The 16,964-nt window shown below is 64.2% G+C and carries 14 protein-coding genes and 1 pseudogene; 6 read left to right on the forward strand and 9 right to left on the reverse strand.

Annotated elements, in window-relative coordinates; genetic code table 11:
- Window positions 1-210: 210 nt before the first annotated feature.
- Window positions 211-1,176 (reverse strand): YafY family protein, encoded by a 966-nt coding sequence (locus RT131_RS10165; RefSeq protein WP_313172594.1) that lies wholly within the window; start codon window positions 1,174-1,176, stop codon window positions 211-213.
- A gap of 156 nt (window positions 1,177-1,332) precedes the next feature.
- Between RT131_RS10165 and RT131_RS10170 the strand changes: the two genes are divergently transcribed.
- Entirely contained in the window at window positions 1,333-2,109 is a 777-nt protein-coding gene (locus RT131_RS10170; protein WP_313172596.1) for a DUF481 domain-containing protein, read from the forward strand.
- 214 nt (window positions 2,110-2,323) lie between these two features.
- Here RT131_RS10170 and hemC read toward each other — a convergent pair whose 3' ends face one another.
- The 3 genes from hemC to mdoH all read right to left on the reverse strand — a co-directional run bounded on the left by hemC (window position 2,324) and on the right by mdoH (window position 6,297).
- Window positions 2,324-3,232: a hydroxymethylbilane synthase gene (hemC, locus tag RT131_RS10175; RefSeq protein WP_313172598.1), complete on the reverse strand. Its 909-nt coding sequence runs from the start codon at window positions 3,230-3,232 to the stop codon at window positions 2,324-2,326.
- 113 nt (window positions 3,233-3,345) lie between these two features.
- Window positions 3,346-4,011, reverse strand: a complete 666-nt coding sequence (locus RT131_RS10180) for an alpha/beta hydrolase (RefSeq protein WP_313172600.1) — start codon at window positions 4,009-4,011, stop codon at window positions 3,346-3,348.
- A 366-nt stretch (window positions 4,012-4,377) separates the two neighbouring features.
- On the reverse strand, window positions 4,378-6,297 hold the full coding sequence (mdoH, locus tag RT131_RS10185) for a glucans biosynthesis glucosyltransferase MdoH (protein ID WP_313172602.1): 1,920 nt from the start codon (window positions 6,295-6,297) through the stop codon (window positions 4,378-4,380).
- A 727-nt stretch (window positions 6,298-7,024) separates the two neighbouring features.
- Here mdoH and RT131_RS10190 point away from each other — a divergent pair.
- Entirely contained in the window at window positions 7,025-7,204 is a 180-nt protein-coding gene (locus tag RT131_RS10190) for a CsbD family protein (RefSeq protein ID WP_313172604.1), read from the forward strand.
- Between the two features lie 129 nt (window positions 7,205-7,333).
- Here the strand turns inward: RT131_RS10190 and RT131_RS10195 are convergent, their stop codons facing one another.
- The 3 genes from RT131_RS10195 to RT131_RS10205 all read right to left on the reverse strand — a co-directional run bounded on the left by RT131_RS10195 (window position 7,334) and on the right by RT131_RS10205 (window position 9,050).
- Window positions 7,334-7,642: a DUF3817 domain-containing protein gene (locus RT131_RS10195; protein WP_313172675.1), complete on the reverse strand. Its 309-nt coding sequence runs from the start codon at window positions 7,640-7,642 to the stop codon at window positions 7,334-7,336.
- 78 nt (window positions 7,643-7,720) lie between these two features.
- Window positions 7,721-8,653 (reverse strand): CorA family divalent cation transporter, encoded by a 933-nt coding sequence (locus RT131_RS10200; protein WP_313172606.1) that lies wholly within the window; start codon window positions 8,651-8,653, stop codon window positions 7,721-7,723.
- Window positions 8,654-8,723: 70 nt separating this feature from the next.
- Window positions 8,724-9,050, reverse strand: a complete 327-nt coding sequence (locus RT131_RS10205; protein ID WP_313172608.1) for a hypothetical protein — start codon at window positions 9,048-9,050, stop codon at window positions 8,724-8,726.
- 108 nt (window positions 9,051-9,158) lie between these two features.
- Between RT131_RS10205 and RT131_RS10210 the strand changes: the two genes are divergently transcribed.
- A complete protein-coding gene (locus RT131_RS10210) occupies window positions 9,159-9,443 on the forward strand; it encodes a hypothetical protein (protein WP_313172610.1) in 285 nt (94 codons plus the stop codon).
- A 49-nt stretch (window positions 9,444-9,492) separates the two neighbouring features.
- On the opposite strand, the gene RT131_RS10215 is transcribed toward RT131_RS10210, so the two are convergent.
- Window positions 9,493-10,083: a hypothetical protein gene (locus RT131_RS10215; RefSeq protein WP_313172612.1), complete on the reverse strand. Its 591-nt coding sequence runs from the start codon at window positions 10,081-10,083 to the stop codon at window positions 9,493-9,495.
- Between the two features lie 126 nt (window positions 10,084-10,209).
- On the opposite strand from RT131_RS10215, the gene RT131_RS10220 reads away from it, so the two are divergent.
- From RT131_RS10220 to RT131_RS10230, 3 genes are all read left to right on the forward strand, one after another.
- Window positions 10,210-11,358 (forward strand): hypothetical protein, encoded by a 1,149-nt coding sequence (locus tag RT131_RS10220; RefSeq protein WP_313172614.1) that lies wholly within the window; start codon window positions 10,210-10,212, stop codon window positions 11,356-11,358.
- A gap of 347 nt (window positions 11,359-11,705) precedes the next feature.
- Window positions 11,706-14,720 carry a TonB-dependent receptor gene (locus RT131_RS10225; protein ID WP_313172616.1) on the forward strand — a complete coding sequence of 1,005 codons (3,015 nt, stop codon included), beginning with the start codon at window positions 11,706-11,708 and terminating at the stop codon, window positions 14,718-14,720.
- A 160-nt stretch (window positions 14,721-14,880) separates the two neighbouring features.
- Complete coding sequence (locus tag RT131_RS10230; protein WP_313172618.1) at window positions 14,881-16,512, forward strand: alkaline phosphatase D family protein; 1,632 nt, start codon at window positions 14,881-14,883, stop codon at window positions 16,510-16,512.
- A gap of 95 nt (window positions 16,513-16,607) precedes the next feature.
- On the opposite strand, the pseudogene RT131_RS10235 reads toward RT131_RS10230, so the two are convergent.
- Window positions 16,608-16,775 (reverse strand): annotated as a pseudogene (locus RT131_RS10235) (HupB); the annotation flags it as partial.
- Between the last annotated feature and the right edge of the window lie 189 nt (window positions 16,776-16,964).

A 16,964-nucleotide genomic window follows, 5' to 3' on the forward strand; every position in this document is an offset into this window, starting at 1 on the left:
CTCTGGCTCTTGCTGTCCCCTCTCCCGTTTACGGGAGAGGGGCTGGGGTGAGGGGAAGCTTTTGCTTTTGCTTTTGCTTCAGCAATAGCCGTTGCTCTGCTTCTCCGAAAAACAACAACAATGGCAACAGCAACAAGCAGAAGCTGCCCTCACCCCTACCCCTCTCCCGCAGGCGGGAGAGGGGAAAGCAAAGCAGAGCAAAGCACTTCCTCAGTCGTAATTACTCAACGCCAGCGACAGCAACGCCTTGGCCTGCTCGCGCAGGGACTGCGGCTCCACGATCTCCGCGTCCGAGCCGTAATGCAGCACGTCCATCAACAGCTCGCGCGACACGCTGTACGGCACCTTCAATTCATAACGCCCGTCAGCAAGGAACCGTCCCTGCTGCTTGGAATGCCAGTGCTCATCAGCCACCCAGCGCGCCGCCTTGGCACTGAACACGATCGTCGCCCAGCCCTTCGGCGCACCCGAGAAGATGCCGTAGCTGGCCGCCAACTGCTCGTTCAACTCTTCATCGGCCACATCACGGGCCGGCTGATCGAGCAGCCGCGCCTGGTGGATGCGATCCACCGCAAAACTGCGTACCGCCTCCCGACTGTGATCCCAGGCGTCCAGGTACCAGTTGTCGCGGTAATGGGTAATGCGCTGCGGTGACACCGTGCGGCGAGTCGCCTCATCCGTGGAACGCGCGCGATACTCAAAGGACAACTGCTTGCGCTCCAGCACCCCCGAAGCCACCGTGCGGAAACTGGCCTCGTCCAGCTTGCGGCCACGGTGCGGAATCACCCGCACCCGCTCCACCGGCCAATGCGAGGCACCGGCCTGCGCCGCCAACAAGCCCTCGATGCGCTGCTGCAGCGGCGCCAGCATCGACGACAACACCCCACCACCGGTCCGCGACAACAGGTGCTGGGATGCCAGCAAGGCATGCAGCTCCTCCGAGCTCAGCCACAGACCCGGCAGCTCGAAACGGTCGCTCTCCCCACTCAGGTAGCGGAACCCGGCCTCGCCATCGCCCTCCACCGGCGCCATCAGCGCGTCACGCAGGAAGGCCAGGTCGCGGTAGACCGTGGCACGGGAACAGCCCAACTCCTCCTGCAGCCGCATCACCGTGACCGGATAGCGGGCGGACTTGAGCAGACGATGCAGCGCGTTGATGCGTTCATAGCGGTCCATGCCCGGATTATGTCCGACTCCGGGCCGCAATGGAGCAGGCCCGCTCCCCACATAACAGCGAATGAAGGCCCCGCCCCCCGTCAGCCTGGGGGTCAGGGACCATCCGGTATCATCCAGATGCCAATCATTCCCGTCTCTCCCTTGGAGATCCCCCTGATGTCCCTGCGTGTTTCCCTGATGCTGCCACTGTTGTTGGCCGCCCCGCTGGCCTGGGCCGATGACGCGTCCGACCTGGCCGCCATGACCTCCCCCTGGAGCGGCAGTGGCGGTGAACTGGGCTTTGCCTCGGCCCACGGCAACAGCACCACCGAGAGCTTCAACGGCCGCCTGAAGCTGCGCTATACCGACAACGACTGGATCCACAACATGGACCTGTTCGGCCTGCGCTCCAGCGCCCAGTACACCGAAACCGCCGACGATGGCAGCACCCGCCGCAAGCGCCAGACCACCGCCAACCGTTACACCGGTAGCGCCGGTAGCGCCCTGCAGCTGGGCGAACACCGCCAGCTCACCGCTACGGTGCGTTATGAAAGTGATGACTTCGCCACTTACGACCGCCAGGCCAGCTTCGGTCTGGGTTACGGCACGCGCCTGATCGATGGCGAGCGCCTGATTCTGGATACCCAGATCGGCCCGGGTGTGCGCCGCTCGCACAATGCCGATACCGACGAGGACCGCACCGGCCTGATCGGTCGCGGCCTGTTCGACCTGAAGTTCGCCATCACCGAGAACACCGACCTGGTCAACTCGTTGCTGGTGGAATCCGGCTCGTACAACACCTTCGCGCAGAATGACTTCGGCGTCTCGGTGAGCATGAACAAGCACTTCGCACTGAAGGCTGGCTGGCAGGCCCGCCACAACAGCGACGTGGCCGAAGACAAGCGCAAGACCGACACCTTGACCACCATGAACGTGGTCTACAGCTTCAAGTAACCAGGTGCCGGGGCATGCCCGGCATTCGCCTCACTGTAGTGCCGAGCCATGCTCGGCAAGGGGCGTTACCGGGCTGGTCTGATGCCGAGCAAGGCTCGGCAGTGCGCTTCGGCTTGGTTCGTGGAGCCTCTGCCGAGCATGGCTCGGCACTACGTTGGAGCTTTGTCGATAGAGCCCTTGCCGAGCATGGCTCGGCACTACCGGTAGCGCTCTCTCAGCGCAACAGCTCGCCCGCACCGCCTTCCAGCAGCTGACGCGCCACTTCGCGCCCCAGCGCTTCCGGATCGTTCGCCGGACCTTGCGCCTGCGCGCGCACCGCACGACCGTCGGTCACGCCACCGACCAACCCCTGCAACCATAGATCCTCACCGCGCCACTGCGCCAAACCGGCCACCGGCACGTGGCAGCTGCCGTCCAGCGCGCGATTCATGGCCCGCTCGGCTTCCACGCAACTACGGGTGGATGCGTCATCCAGCGCCTTGAGCAGCGTAATCGTGGTGGTGTCGTCCTGTCGGCATTCAATCGCCACCGCCGCCTGGGCAGGAGCTGGCAACCATTGCGGCGCTGTCAGGCGGTCGCGGATGCGTGCTCCCAATTCCAAACGCTCCAGGCCAGCGCAGGCCAGGATGATGGCGTCGTACTCGCCTGCATCCAGCTTGGCCAGGCGGGTGTTGACGTTGCCACGCAGATCACGCGAGATGAGATCCGGGCGCAATGCGCGCAGCTGTGCCTGGCGGCGCAGCGAAGATGTGCCCACGCACGCCCCCTGTGGCAAGGCGTCCAGCGATGGATAGGTATTGGACACGAAGGCGTCGGCCGAGTCGGCGCGGGTCAGGATCGCCGGCAGCGCGAAGGGGGCTTCCAGCGCCATCGGTACGTCCTTGAGCGAGTGCACCGCGCAATCCGCCTCACCGCGCAGCATCGCCACTTCCAGCTCTTTGAGGAACAGGCCCTTGCCGCCGATGGCCGCCAGCGAACGATCCAGGATTTCATCGCCACGCGTGCTCATCGGCACAAGTTCCACCTGCAGCCCGGGATGGGCCTCACGCAGACGGTCGGCAACATGTTCGCTCTGCCACAGGGCAAGCGGGCTCTTTCGGGTGGCGATACGCAGGATGCTCATCACTGCATTATCACCGCTGCGGGCGCCAGGGTCATCGCCATGGCCCCAACCCGGCCGACGGGGAGTGCCTCAACGGCACTCCCCTCCTCCGCGCAGCGTCGCGCAACCGGCCGTCAAGCCTGCGCGAAGCGCGCCTGCAGCCAGTCACCCAGTGCCTGGATTTCTTCGCCGCAGACCTGGTGGGCCATCGCATAGCGGTGCCATTCCACGCCAAAGCCCAGCGAGGTGAGGACCTGTGCGCTGTGCTCGGCAATCTGCAGCGGAATCACCGGATCGGCGCTGCCATGGGCCATGAATATCGGCTGGGCGATTGCGCCGTCCACCAGCTGTGCCGGCGCGGCGTCCACCTCCGGCAGATAGGTCGACAAGGCGACCAGGCCGGCTACCGGCTCACTGCGCTTGAGGCCCGCGGACAGGATGATCGCCCCGCCCTGCGAGAAGCCAGCCAGGATGATGCGCTTGGCCGGGATACCACGTGCCTGCTCGCGCGCAATCAGCGCTTCGAGTTGCTGTACCGATTCGGCCACACCCTTGGCGTCGGCGCGACTGCGGAAATCCATGCTGACGATGTCATACCAGGCCCGCATCGGCATGCCGTTGTTGATGCTGACCGGGCGCTTGGGCGCATGCGGGAACACAAAGCGGATCGCAGGCCAGTGCGGACGCACCAGCTCGGGCACGATAGGCGCGAAATCATGGCCATCGGCACCCAGCCCGTGCAGCCAGATAACCGACCATTCCGGCGACGCGCCGGTTTCCTGCTCCACTGTTTCCAGCATGTGTATGACTCCCAAAGACAGGCGGGGATTATGCCTGCCCGGCACACTCATCGGTGGAGCCGGCAATTTGTAGGAGCGGCGTCAGCCGCGAAGCTGAAGCTGCTGCCGGTTGAAGCCAAACCGGCGACTTGCACAGAGGTTGCAGGCCAAATGGCGACCGATTGCTATCGACTTCGCGGCTGACGCCGCTCCTACAAAAGAGCAATCCCGATCGTTTGTGGGAGCGGCGTCAGCCGCGAAGCGGGTGGTGCGTCCGATTGAAGCCAAGCTGGCTACCTGCACAGAGATCGCCAGCCAAACGGCGGTTGATTGCTATCGGCTTCGCGGCTTGCGCCGCTCCCACAACAACAGCAACAGCCGCAGCCATCAATCCTGCAGCGGCTCCTTCAACGCGGCCGCACGCAGTTCCGCCGCACGCAGCAGCACCGGCGGCGGTGCGTTCTCTTCCGGAATGCACAGCAGGCCATGCCGGCGCAGCCAGTCACCGGCCTTGCGCGAGGAGGTCCATGCCACCACCGGCACCGCCAGCGCCATGCCGATCACCACCGGCGCCATCCACGCGGCCAGCGGCGGCGACACCAGGTAGGCAGCCACGCCCATCACCACGCCGAATACGCTCAAACCGCCATAACTGCGCAACAAAGCGCTCAGCGAAATACTGCCGTCATCGCGCTGCTGCGCGTCCCAGCCCGAATCCTTGCCGGCCAGCACCTCGGCAACACCGCGCGACTGCACGTACATCACCACCGGCGCCATCAGCGCCGCCAGGACGGTTTCCAGCAGCATCGAAATGAACGCGCGGAACGCGCCGCCGCATCCGATGCGCTCCTTGCGCGAGGTCAGCATCGCCACATAGCCCATCAACTTGGGCGACAACAGCGCGACCATGGTCACCACGAATACCCAGAACACGCCGTCCTGGTCCAAGCCGCGCCAGTAATGCGCCGGCGACATCCGTAGCTGCAGGTGCAGCTCCTCGGCCAGATCGATGCCACCGTGGATGAGCGGAATGGCGATGCCGATCAGCATCAACATCGCCCACATCGGCGCGGTGAAGTAGTGGCCGATGCCGATCAACATGTGCACGCGGTTGACCCAGTGCAGGCCCGGCGTGGCCACTACCTTGGAGTGCTGCAGGTTGCCCTGGCACCAGCGGCGGTCACGGATCAGCAGGTCGGTCAGGGTTGGCGGGCCTTCCTCGTAGCTGCCATGCAGGTACGGCACCATGTGCGAGGCCCAGCCACCCCGGCGGATCAGCGCGGCCTCGACGAAATCATGGCTCAGCACATGCCCACCAAACGGCTTGCGCCCCGGCAGCTCCGGCAACCCGGCCTGTTCGGCAAACGCCTGGGTGCGGATCACCGCGTTATGCCCCCAGTAATTGCTTTCCGCGCCATGCCACCAGGCCACGCCATAGGCCATCACCGGCCCATATACGCGGCCACCGAACTGCTGCATGCGGGCGAAGGCGGTACGCCCACCGACCACCGCCGGCAACGACTGGATCAGGCCGACGGTCGGATGGTTTTCCATCGCCGATACCAACCGCACGATCACATCGCCGGTCATCAGGCTGTCGGCATCAAGGATCAACATGTGCGGATAGGCCCCGCCGAAGCGGCGCACCCAGTCGGCGATGTTGCCGGCCTTGCGCCCGACATTGCTGGCGCGGCGGCGGTAGTAAAGCCGCTCGGCGCCGCCGGTGGCTTCCACCAGCCTTGCGAACACCTGTTCTTCGGCGCGGCCGATGGCATCGCGGGTGGTGTCACTGAGCACGTAGAAGTCGAAGTGCTGCAGTTGCCCGGTCGCGGCCACCGATTCGTAGATCGCCTGCAGGCCCGCCATCATCCGGCGCGGGTCCTCGTTGTAGGTCGGCATCAGCAGGGCAGTACGGCTGCGCAGCTGCGGCAGCGGTGTATCCGGATAGATGCCAAGCTTGCGACGGCCGCGCAACAACGCCTGCAGGCCCGCCAGGCTGCTGACGAAGGACATCGCGATCCAGGCGAACAACAGCACGAACAGGACCAGCAGGCAGCCCTCCAGCACGTTGATGCCGCCGTTGGACAGCACCCGCGCCATCAACCAGGTGGCGAACAGCGTGGTCAGCGCGGTGCTGCCGAATACGTACAGGCGGCGCAGGCCGATATTGGCCGGGGCGGTCTTCTGCCGCGGCACCTGCAGCGAGCCCTCACGCAGCGATTGCTCGGGCATCGGCAACGGATGTTCGGCCGGCAGCACGGCAATGCCGGCATCCAGCCCATTGCCCGGGGTGAGGTTGCCGCTCATCGATCACCCCACTGCGCCATCGGCAGCCCGTCTTGGCGACACACCCTGCGGTAACGCTGTTTGCTTGCGTGTTGCACCTGAAATCCTTGAAGGAAAAGCCGAGCAGCCGGGAAAACTAGAAGAACCAACTTAAACCTGCGGCAAACGAACCCTGCCGGTCGCGATGCGGGAGCCCCCTCGAACCACCTCGCTGCTGGCGGCAACAACCCGCCATGGCCGCTCCAGGGCCAACCGCCGCAGTCCTTTGACCGCATGGGCGTTGGGGGAATTATCCACCATCGATCCGACAGGTACACCTCTGCCAGTCAGCTTGACTGTGACGCCCAGCGCATCTGATCGCAGCGGCAGCGCATCATCCCCGACGCCCCGCGCCCGCAGCCGGCAAGCCCGCCTTCATCCACCAGGCAGCCCAGCCGGCAGCCGCGGCGGTGGAAAACGGTGCGGGCCCGGCAAAGACGGTCACCGGGCGTCCTGATCGTTCAATCCGGGCAGGACGCGCTGCGCCGACGCCTGCGCGCCCCGGTCCAGTCCGCTGGCATACCGCTGACCGGATGAAAGCGGCCAGGCCGACCGGGATCGCGTCGCAGGCAAACACGTCAACGCACAACACAGGCTAAATCCTCCGGCCTGCACAACGCGATCACAACATCGCGCTCACCTGCCACAAACCCGGCGATGCGCAGTCTGGGGCCGTCTGCAGCGAGGCAGACGTTTCCGGAGACCGTTCGTGGACCGCAACCGTGTTGAAGGCACCAAGCACGAGATCAAGGGTGCCATCAAGGAAGCTGCCGGGAGGCTGACAGGCAACAAGGCCCAGCAGATGGCCGGCAACATGGAGAAAAATGCAGGCAAGGCACAGAAAGCAATCGGCAAGGCCGCAGACGAGGTAAAGCATCGGCATTCATGACGAACGCATCACACCGCAAGCACTGCTTCCGTAACGCACATGACCGGAGCACGTAATACCTGGCAACACTGTGCAGTTTCAATGGCGCGACCGTGTGGAAGCCGGCCGCGCCATTACATCAGCATCGAATCAGCGCGGGCGCTCGGACAACAGGCCGATACGACGGAACCACATCTCCAGCGGCACCGTCACCAGCGGCGGCACGGCCGCCAGCAAGGCCAGCAGCACCGCCCACAGCGGCCAGCGCAGCTTCACCCAGGCAAACAGGGTGACGACGACATAGAACAGGAAGGCCAGGCCGTGCACGCGACCGAACAGCCACACCCCCAGCTCGGTGGTGCCGGTGCCGTACTTCAGCAGCATGCCGATCAACAACCCGGCCCAGGTGACAGCTTCAATCAATGCAGCGGCGGCAAACAACTTGCCGGCGGCAGTCATGGGTTTGGCAGACATCGATTCCATCAGCTGTACAAAAGAGCCCGGATTGTAGACGAGAATGCGTCGCATCCCGACCACTCAGAGCCAGCCACGCCGTTTGAACCACAACAGGGGCAGCACGATGCTCGCGGCCACCGCAGCCAACGCTATGGCGTAACCGTAGTGCCAATGCAGTTCCGGCATCGCTGCGAAATTCATGCCCCACACCCCGACCAGCACGGTTGGGGGAATGCCGACCACCGAGGCCACCGCCATCACCTTCATCACCTCGTTCTGGTCCATGTTGATCAGGCCGAGCACGCTGTCCAGCAGGAACTCGTTGCGGTCGCCCAATTGCTGTTCGAACTCGCTCAGCGAGGTCAGGTCCTTGACCACCAGTTTGATGCGCTTCGGGGCATCGGCACCAAACCAGTCCGGCGTGGCCTCATCCAGATAGCTCATCATCCGCAGCATGCCGTGCAAGGTGTTGTGCAGCGCGCCGATGCGCCGCCCCATCATGCCCACCTCATGCAGCATCTGCTCCAGCCGGCGTGAAGCGCGCTTGCCCTTGGGATGGCTGAAGGCCTGCCGCGAGAACTCGCTCATCGTGCTTTCCAGCGACTCCAGCAGATCGGCCAGGCGATCGACGATGTGTTCGATCATGCGCAGGAAAAGATCGGCCGAGCCCTGGCAGGGGTGCTTGTCCAGCGCTGCTTCCACGCCTTCCAGCGCATCGATGCGGTGCTCACGCTGCACCACCAGCGCATTGGGCGCCACCACGAAGCCCAGCGGCCCGACGACGTGCTCGACTTCATACTGGAAGCGCGGCAGATTCAGCACCAGCGCCTCGCCCTCCACGCGCACCCGGCTGCTGAACTCGATCTCGCTGATGCCGGCACGGTCAGGGATACGGAAACCCACTTGCCGCGAGGCCTGTTCCAGCTCTTCCGGCGTGGGTTGGCACAGGTCCACCCATAACGACGGGGTCGCCTTGCCGCCAGCGGCGGTGGCGAGGGTGCGGCATTGGAGCATGGCGTGTTTCCGACACGGGACCAGCGGTCATCCTCGTCTCCACCGTCCGCCGAGTAAAGCCGCAACCGGCTCAATCCAACTGCTGCAGCGCGTACCAGGCCGCATAGGGTGTGTTGCGGACCAGATGGCGGTTGAAGTCCGGCGCCCCGTCCTGCCACCACACCGGTCCTCGCTCGCCCAAGGCGCATTTGGCCGCGTCAACCGCGCCACCCGCCTTGGCCAGACGCGGACGATCGCCGGCACGGCGTGCAGCGCCGACCTCCCGCCGCGCCGCCATCAACTGGTTTACCAGGGCCGCACGCACCGGCTCCTCCAAGCCCGGGTTGCTGGCCCGCCACAACCGCCCACGCACCACCAGATAGCGCCCGTCGGGCGTACGCAACGGTGTTTCGGCCATCTCCCATCCCCTGCCGGCATGCGAGGCCCCAGTATCCCACCTGCCCACGGTTGCAAAGCGCGGCCGCCTTCACGCAAGCTCGCCATTCCTTCAACCACCGGTCCCGCCATGCAAGACAACATCATCCAGATCATCCCTGCCGACGGCTGGGTTGCCGTATTCGAAGAAGCCGGTGATGAAAGCGCACAGAGCCTGGTCTGCTTCGCGGTAGTGGAAGAAGCCGGCAAGCGCGCGGTGCGCCCGATGCTGGCCAACGGCAAGCAGATCAGCTTCGCCGACAACCTGCCCAACTTCGTCCGCGTCGAAGAAGCCGACGCCTTTGAAGAAGAGGATGAGGACGAAGAGGACGAGGAAGAAGAAGACGAAGAAGAGGAGGAGGAGGAAGAGGCCTGAGCCTGCTTCCCGCTCCAGGAGCGGCCGGCATTGCGCCGGCCCGCTCGTTTCAGTCCGCGCCCTGCCCCGGCGCTGCCGCAGCTGGCACGCACTGCTTGCTGGCCGGCTGCACGGGTAGGCGCAGCAGGGAACCATCGGCCGCGACTTCATTCACCTTCAACATGCATACGCCGCCGGAGAAGTCCACGTCCAGGGCCACTTCGTAGTCCTTGCCGGCCTGCGGAGTGAAGGCCGAAGTGATAAGGCGATCACATCGCCAACCGGCCGGTGAGCCCATGCCCGCCTCCACCACCACCGACTGCCCCGGCACCAGCGGGTACTCCTTGAAGTAGGCCTTGGACATGATCATGCCGCGTTGCTTCAGGCTGCGGCTGGTATCCGTGTCCGGCATGCCCAGGCTCTCGTTCTTCACCTTGCCCAGCATCGAGCCGAACGCATTTCCCAGCGAACCGGAAGCGCGGATTTTCTGCGCATACTCTGCCGTGCAGCTGGTATTGGTATAGAGCACCATGCCAACACCGTTCTGGCCGAACAGCCGCAGCCGCGACGATGCCGGCGCGTCCGTCGCCAGCTGCTGCGCACCGGCGGTATTCGTTGCCAGCAACAGGAACACGGTGAAGATTCCACATGTGAAGCGCATTGCATTCTCTCCTTGAACAACAGCGTCCGTGACGCAGATTGAAGCACATGTGCACGCCCACGTGTCATGTGCACGTCACCTCTGCACGCCATTTTGCATGGTTGATTCCGCAACCATCATTCGCCAATGAATCGCAACTTCCTGCTGGGCATTCTGCTGGCCGCCGGCATCGCCGGGCCGGCCATGGCAAGCGCACCGCTGCCGCTGCAACACCATGGCGGTGTCTGGCAATCGGGCCATGTGCAGGGCATCGCCGTGGACCAGCAAGCGGGCTATATCTATTACTCCTTCACCAACCTGCTCGCCAAGTTCGACCTGCAGGGCAATCTGGTCGGTACCTTGACCGGATGGAACGGGCATCTGGGCGATCTGGATTTCAATCCGGCCGACGGCAAGGTCTACGGATCGCTGGAGTACAAGAAGGACCAGGCCTTCTATATCGCGATGATCGACGTGGACCGCATTGACCGGGTTGGCATCGAGGCCACCGACAGCGAAATCCTGCGTACCATCTACCTGCCGGAAGTGGTGAAGGACTACACCGCCGATATCAACGGGGATGGCCGCTTCGACGGTGACGACGGGAAATACCGTGGCAATGAAACCGCCTCCCCGGATCACCGCTATGGTTGCTCCGGCATCGATGGCGTCGCCTTTGGCCCGCGCTTCGGTCACGCCGATGGCCCACAGCTGCTGACTGTTGCCTATGGCATCTATGGCAATACCGCTCGCACCGACAACGACCACCAGGTACTGCTGCAATACGACGTCAGCGACTGGCAGGAAAAGGCACAGCCCTTGCTGGAGTCCGCACCGCACCACAGCGGACCCACGCAGGTGCAGGGCAAATACTTCGTGCGCACGGGAAACACCAGTTACGGCGTACAGAACCTGACCTACGACGCAGCCCAACAGCGCTGGTACCTGGGCGTATACCAGGGCAGGAAGCCGACGTTCCCGAACTACCTGCTGTTCGCGGTGGACGCTGCCGCCAGGCCAACGCCAGGAGACTTGATCGGCGTGCCCGGCAACACTTCCGGCCGCTGGGAACAGGGGCAGCTACTGCCACTCGCCGACGCAGGCCTGAAGGATCCCGTCACCGGCATCCGCGGCTGGATGCAGAAGGCCGACGTTGGCCTGCAAGCCGTTGGCGACGGTCTTTTCTATCTCGCCAGCAACTTCAAGCAGGACGGCAAACAAGGCGCAGAGCTGCACCTGATGCGGTGGACCGGCGATCCGGAACGGCCGTTTGTCGCAGCCGAACCGCAGAGGTAGCAACAACAATCCGCATTCCAGCAGGACACAGCGCAGGCCGCAGACCATCAGCGGCCAACCTTGCGCGTGATGCGGATCAGGACGCCGGACCCGGAAGGCCAGCGGGCAGGTGCGCGACGGCACTGCGTGCAACCGTGCGTAGCCGCGCGAGACCGAACAATCATCGACCGCGCTCTGCCTGCACGGCCACTGCAGGCAGAGCAAAGCAAAGCAAAAGCAGTTTCAGTAGCGACAGTATCCATGACTCAAACGTAAAGGTTCTGTAATTGTCCGGACGTAAGGTGGCGCCGCTTGCACGGCGGAACCTCAGCTGTGTGCGGTACTCCCACACTCTCCGGAACAGATCCATGCTCGAACTAAAGAAGTCGGCGCTGGTCAGCGCCATCCTGGCAGCGCTTTGCGTTTCGCCCGACCTGCCTGCCCAACAGCGCTACGACAACAGCGTCCAGACCATCGCCAGCGGCAGCCTGCGCGGCCGCGTGCTCAACACCGCCACCGGCGAGTACGTACGCAATGCCGAGGTGCGGATCGAAGGCAGTCGCAATATCAGCTATTCGCAGGAAGGCGGCCATTTCCAGCTCTCCGGCATCCCTGCCGGCGACATCACCGTGCTGGTCAAATACACCGGCCTGCAGGAAGCACGGCTCAGCGCGGCGGTCGTGGCGGGCAAGACCACCACGCTCGACGTTGCCTTGAAAGCGCCCTCCTACACCGCCGATGGTGGCGATGCGACCGACCTGGATGCGATCAAGGTCACCGCCTCGCGTGACGGCCAGGCCAGCGCGATCATGGAACGGCGTGCGGCGATGAACGCAAAGAACGTGGTCGCGGCCGACAACTACGGCGCACTGACCATGGGCGACGTCGGTGAGTTCATGAAGTCGATGCCCGGCCTGTCGCTGGACTACACCGAGGTGGATGCCACCGCCGTTCGCATCGGCGGCCTGGACCCGAAGTACTCGACCTTCACCACCGATGGCGCACGCATGGCCACGGCAACATCCAACAACAACTCCGGCCGCCAGAATTCGTTCGAGCAGATGTCGATCACCGGCATCGAATCGATCGAACTCAACAACACGCTGACCGCGGCGATGGACGCCGACTCACCCGGCGGCAATATCAACCTGCGCAGCAAGTATGCGTTCCAGCGCACCAAGCGTGACATCGTGTTCCAGCTGGGCGCGGTCGGCACCTCCGACTCGAACTGGTCGGGCAAGTACTTCCCGGACGACCGCAAGCACGACACCATCTATCCGTCCGGCCAGTTCGGCTTCGGCGATGTATTCATGGACGGGCGCTTCGGCGTCGAGTTCAACGCCAGCTACAACGCCAACTACGTGCAGCAGGACCGCATCCAGACCGACTATGCCTACAAGCCCGACGGCAGCGCCATGCCGTACCGGGTGATGTGGCGCCCGGGCCCGAAGATGACCAGCCGCACCGCGGCCAACCTCAGCCTGGACTACCAGATCACCGACGAACTGGTCGCCTCGCTGCGCAGTACCTACTCGATGTATGACGTGGAGTACTTCAACCAGTACACCTACCTGATTTTCGGCACCACCTCCAAGTCGGAAGCGGCACCGGGCTCCACCCCAGACCACATCGTGGTCAATCCCAACGGCACCAACACCCGCCTGCACACCCAGTATTCGCATCGCTATGCGGGCACGCCGGCGTACCTGATCGCGCCCAAGCTGGAGTACAAGGGCGAAGACTGGGAAGCCGTGCTGCGTGGCAGCTATTCCGGCGCGGAGTTCAACTTCCGCGACAACAGCAAGGGTTTCTTCCAGCGCACCGACAGCTGGCTGACCGGGATAGGCTTCACCCTGGATCGCCCCTCGGAAAGTTCGCATGAGTGGAACCTGGCGCAGACCGGTGGCCGTCCGTGGAACGACCCCAGCAACTTCAACCGCGATGCGCCTATCGGTTACAACGTGCGCACCGCCGAATCCGACGCGCTCAACGACCAATACGGCGTCAATCTCGACCTCAAGCGCCACCTTAGTTTCAACGACACGCCGGTAACCCTGATGGGCGGCCTGGGCACGCGTCGCAACGACTGGCGCACCAATGAGGGCTCCTACCAGCAGTACCGCTATGTCGGCCCCAATGGTAGCCAGACCGACCCCGGCGCCAGCGTGCCGTGGACGGAAAATTACGACTTCCAGATCATCGGTACCGGTGCCGGCAACATGAACCAGCAGGGCTGGCGTGCCGACAGCAACTACGCGATGTACGACATCTACCAGCAGCACCCGGAATACTTCGTGCCCGATGTGGTGGGCAACCTCAAGCGCAAGCTGGACAACAACAAGCGCATCCAGGAAGAAGTGGACGCAGCCTATATCGAGGCCGAGACCCGCCTCGGCGATGCCCGCTTCGACCTTGGCCTGCGCTACGAGAAGACCCGTACCGCTGCCCGCGTCGCCGACGTTCGACCGGTCAGCGAGGTCAAGGCCGCCGGCCTGGACGTCAATACCGTCGAAGGGCTGATGTACCAGTACAACAATGGCCGCTACACCACGCGCAAGGGCGAGTACGACGACTTCTTCCTCAGCGGTGGCGTCAAGTACGACTTCACCGACAAGCTGGTTGGCCAGCTGTCCTTCAGCCAATCCATCCTGCGCCCGGACTACGGCAACCTCGGCGGCGTGGTGTCGGTAAACGACGACACCATGATCGTCACCGTGCCCAATGCCCAGCTCAAACCCGAGCACTCCACCAAGTACTACGCCAGCCTGCAGTACTACCTGGAACCGTCGGGCCTGCTGGGGCTGTCGTACTACAAGCTGGACATGCAGGACATGCAGGTCACCGGCATCACCGTCAATCCGGAGGATGTCGGCTTCAACCCGAACGAGTACGACGGCTACACCTTCCGCAGCGCGCAGAATGCACCGGGCACCAGCACCAACGAAGGCGTCGTGCTGGAGTACAACCAGCAGATGACCTTCCTGCCCGGCGCCTGGAAAGGCCTGAGCGTGTACGGCTCGCTGACCCAGGTGAATCCGGACGGCCCGCGCCAGAACATCCCCAAGCAGGCCGCGAACTGGGGCATCCGCTACAACTACGGTCGTTTTGATTTCCAGATCAACGGCAACTACCAGTCCGAGCATCGCGTCAGTGCCCTGAGCAACACGCCGACCACCGCCAACAACGGCATCCTCTATCGCGATGCGCGCGAGCTGTGGAACATCAGCGCCAGCTACAAGCTCACCGACAACATCGACGTGATGCTGGCAGGCCGCAACATCTTCAACGAGCCGGAAGTGATCTATTCCAACATCCCCAGCCGCGTGCAGATGTACACGGTGTACGGCTCGATGTGGAACTTCGGCATCCGCGGCCGCTTCTGAGGCAAACGGCGCCGCATCGAAAGCCACAGAACAACGTCGAGCGGCGCTGGCTTCCTTCCCCCCCTCTCGCCTGCGCGGGAGGGGGGCTTGCGCCGAGGACCGGCTCGTCCGGCAACCCCTCCGGCCCCACCACCGACACCCGCAACCCAAAGAGCCTCCGATGACCATGAAACTGGACCGCCGCCGTCTGATCATTGGCGCCAGCCTCGGCCTGGGCGCGCTGCTACTGCCCATCGGTCGCGCGTTCACGGCTGAAGTGCAGGCCGCCAAGGGCTTCACCCACAACGTCGCCAGCGGCGAACCCGGTGCGGACTCCATGCTGCTATGGACCCGCTATGTCCCGGCAGCCGCTACCGACGAAACCACCCTGCGCGCGGAGATCGCCACCGACACAGCGTTCCGCAACGTGGTTGCCGGGGCCAGCGTGCGTACCGGCAGCTACCGCGACTGGACGGCCAAGCTCACCCTTGCCGGCCTGCAACCGGGATCGACGTACTACTACCGCTTCATCGCGGCGGACGGCAGCGTCTCTCCCACCGGGCGTACCCGCACGCTACCCGTCGGCCAGGTGGACCGCTTCAAGCTGGGCCTGTTCTCCTGTGCCAACCTGCCGACCGGCTGGTTCAATGCCTACGCCCATGCCGCACAGCGTGAGGACATGGACCTATGGCTGCATGTAGGTGACTATCTCTACGAATACGGCATCGCCGCCTACAAGGCGCAGGACCGCATCGCCGAGCGCGAAGTGATGCCGGCGCACGAACACGAAATGATCTCGCTGCTCGACTATCGCCTGCGCCTGGCCTGCTACCGTGCCGACGCCGACCTGCAGGCCCTGCACCAGAACGCGCCGATGGTGGCCCTGTGGGACGACCATGAAAGCGCCAACGACAGCTGGGAAGGTGGCGCGCAGAACCACCAGAGCGCAACCGAAGGCGACTGGAGTGTACGCAAGGCCGCCGCGATGCAGGCCTACCGCGAATGGATGCCGGTCTCCGATGAGCCGTGGAAGGCTTACCCGATCGGCAGTCTGGCCACCTTGTACCGCACCGAGTCGCGACTGATCGGCCGCACCCGTCCCGCCGACATCGCCGCTGCCTACCGGGCGGATAGCGACGCTGCCCTGGAGGCATTCCGCGACGGTCCGTGGCAGGACCCTGCGGCGACCATGCTCGGCCTGGAACAGGAAAACTGGCTGTACCAATCGCTGAAGAGCAACGCCGCCGGCAATGCGTGGCAGCTGGTCGGCATGGGCACCATCCTGGGCCGGACCGTGATGCCCGCCGAGACCTTAGGCATGCTGCGCAGCGATGCCAGCGAACGCAGCGTGCAGGCTTTCAGGAACAACGTGCGCGGGGCGCGGCTGGGCCTGCCGATGTGGATGGACCGTTGGGATGGCTATCCTGGCGCGCGGGCGCGTTTGCTGCGCGCTGCACAGCAAGCCGACGTCAATCTGGTCATGCTGTCAGGCGACAGCCACAACGCCTGGGCCTATGAACTGCAGCAGGATGGCGAGCCTGCCGGTGTCGAGTTCGCGGTACAGGCGGTCACCTCCGGCGGTATTGAAGGCAGCATGGCCGCCGCACCAGGCGCCGTGGCAAAAGCCTTCATCGCCAGCAACCCGGAACTGCGCTGGTGTGACACCTCGCAACGGGGCTACGCGATGATCGATATCACGCCGGCACGTATCAGCAGCGAATGGGTGTTCATGCAGGACATCAAGACGCGCGGTACCGCGACAGCGGGCAGTCACCGCATGAGCGCCGCGAAGGACCGCAAGACCTTCAGTTGAAAGCGCTTGCTGCACAAGGCTGCGCGGCGAGACCGGCATTGCCGCCGGTTTCGCCGCCTGCCCCGTGCACAAAACCACTAGTGCTTGTGTGACGCACGGCCGGACCCTGACTTTTTCCCGCCACCGTCCTGCTTGTTCACCGTCGCCCAGGCGATGCGCTCGGCATCCTCCTTTGAACGTCCTTCCTTGCGCTCGCTCTGCGCGATGTGCGCGGCCTGTCGCTTCTGCTTGTCTGTATAGGCGCTTTTGTCACCCTGGGTCATCGCAGCGTCTCCGACATGGAAGAGCATCAAACGCTAGGCGTCGCGACGTAAGCGCTGTGTGCAGAACGCCATCGCGATGTCGACACGACCATCTCTTCAGCTGGCAGCGAACAGCTTGAATAGCCGGCGTTCGCAATCCGCTAACAACAACGCTGCGGTGCGCTAACCCCGGCGTTGTCACCATCTGCC

It is taken from the genome of Stenotrophomonas sp. (assembly GCF_032066555.1).
In the GTDB taxonomy this organism is placed as follows: Bacteria; Pseudomonadota; Gammaproteobacteria; order Xanthomonadales; family Xanthomonadaceae; genus Stenotrophomonas.

What these genes read in the sequence shown, in the direction of transcription:
- RT131_RS10165 (WP_313172594.1), bottom strand. Translation starts at nt 1,176, where the DNA reads ATGGACCGCTATGAACGCATCAACGCGCTGCATCGTCTGCTCAAGTCC.
- RT131_RS10170 (WP_313172596.1), top strand. Translation starts at nt 1,333, where the DNA reads ATGTCCCTGCGTGTTTCCCTGATGCTGCCACTGTTGTTGGCCGCCCCG.
- hemC (WP_313172598.1), bottom strand. Translation starts at nt 3,232, where the DNA reads ATGAGCATCCTGCGTATCGCCACCCGAAAGAGCCCGCTTGCCCTGTGG.
- RT131_RS10180 (WP_313172600.1), bottom strand. Translation starts at nt 4,011, where the DNA reads ATGCTGGAAACAGTGGAGCAGGAAACCGGCGCGTCGCCGGAATGGTCG.
- mdoH (WP_313172602.1), bottom strand. Translation starts at nt 6,297, where the DNA reads ATGAGCGGCAACCTCACCCCGGGCAATGGGCTGGATGCCGGCATTGCC.
- RT131_RS10195 (WP_313172675.1), bottom strand. Translation starts at nt 7,642, where the DNA reads ATGACTGCCGCCGGCAAGTTGTTTGCCGCCGCTGCATTGATTGAAGCT.
- RT131_RS10200 (WP_313172606.1), bottom strand. Translation starts at nt 8,653, where the DNA reads ATGCTCCAATGCCGCACCCTCGCCACCGCCGCTGGCGGCAAGGCGACC.
- RT131_RS10205 (WP_313172608.1), bottom strand. Translation starts at nt 9,050, where the DNA reads ATGGCCGAAACACCGTTGCGTACGCCCGACGGGCGCTATCTGGTGGTG.
- RT131_RS10210 (WP_313172610.1), top strand. Translation starts at nt 9,159, where the DNA reads ATGCAAGACAACATCATCCAGATCATCCCTGCCGACGGCTGGGTTGCC.
- RT131_RS10215 (WP_313172612.1), bottom strand. Translation starts at nt 10,083, where the DNA reads ATGCGCTTCACATGTGGAATCTTCACCGTGTTCCTGTTGCTGGCAACG.
- RT131_RS10220 (WP_313172614.1), top strand. Translation starts at nt 10,210, where the DNA reads ATGAATCGCAACTTCCTGCTGGGCATTCTGCTGGCCGCCGGCATCGCC.
- RT131_RS10225 (WP_313172616.1), top strand. Translation starts at nt 11,706, where the DNA reads ATGCTCGAACTAAAGAAGTCGGCGCTGGTCAGCGCCATCCTGGCAGCG.
- RT131_RS10230 (WP_313172618.1), top strand. Translation starts at nt 14,881, where the DNA reads ATGACCATGAAACTGGACCGCCGCCGTCTGATCATTGGCGCCAGCCTC.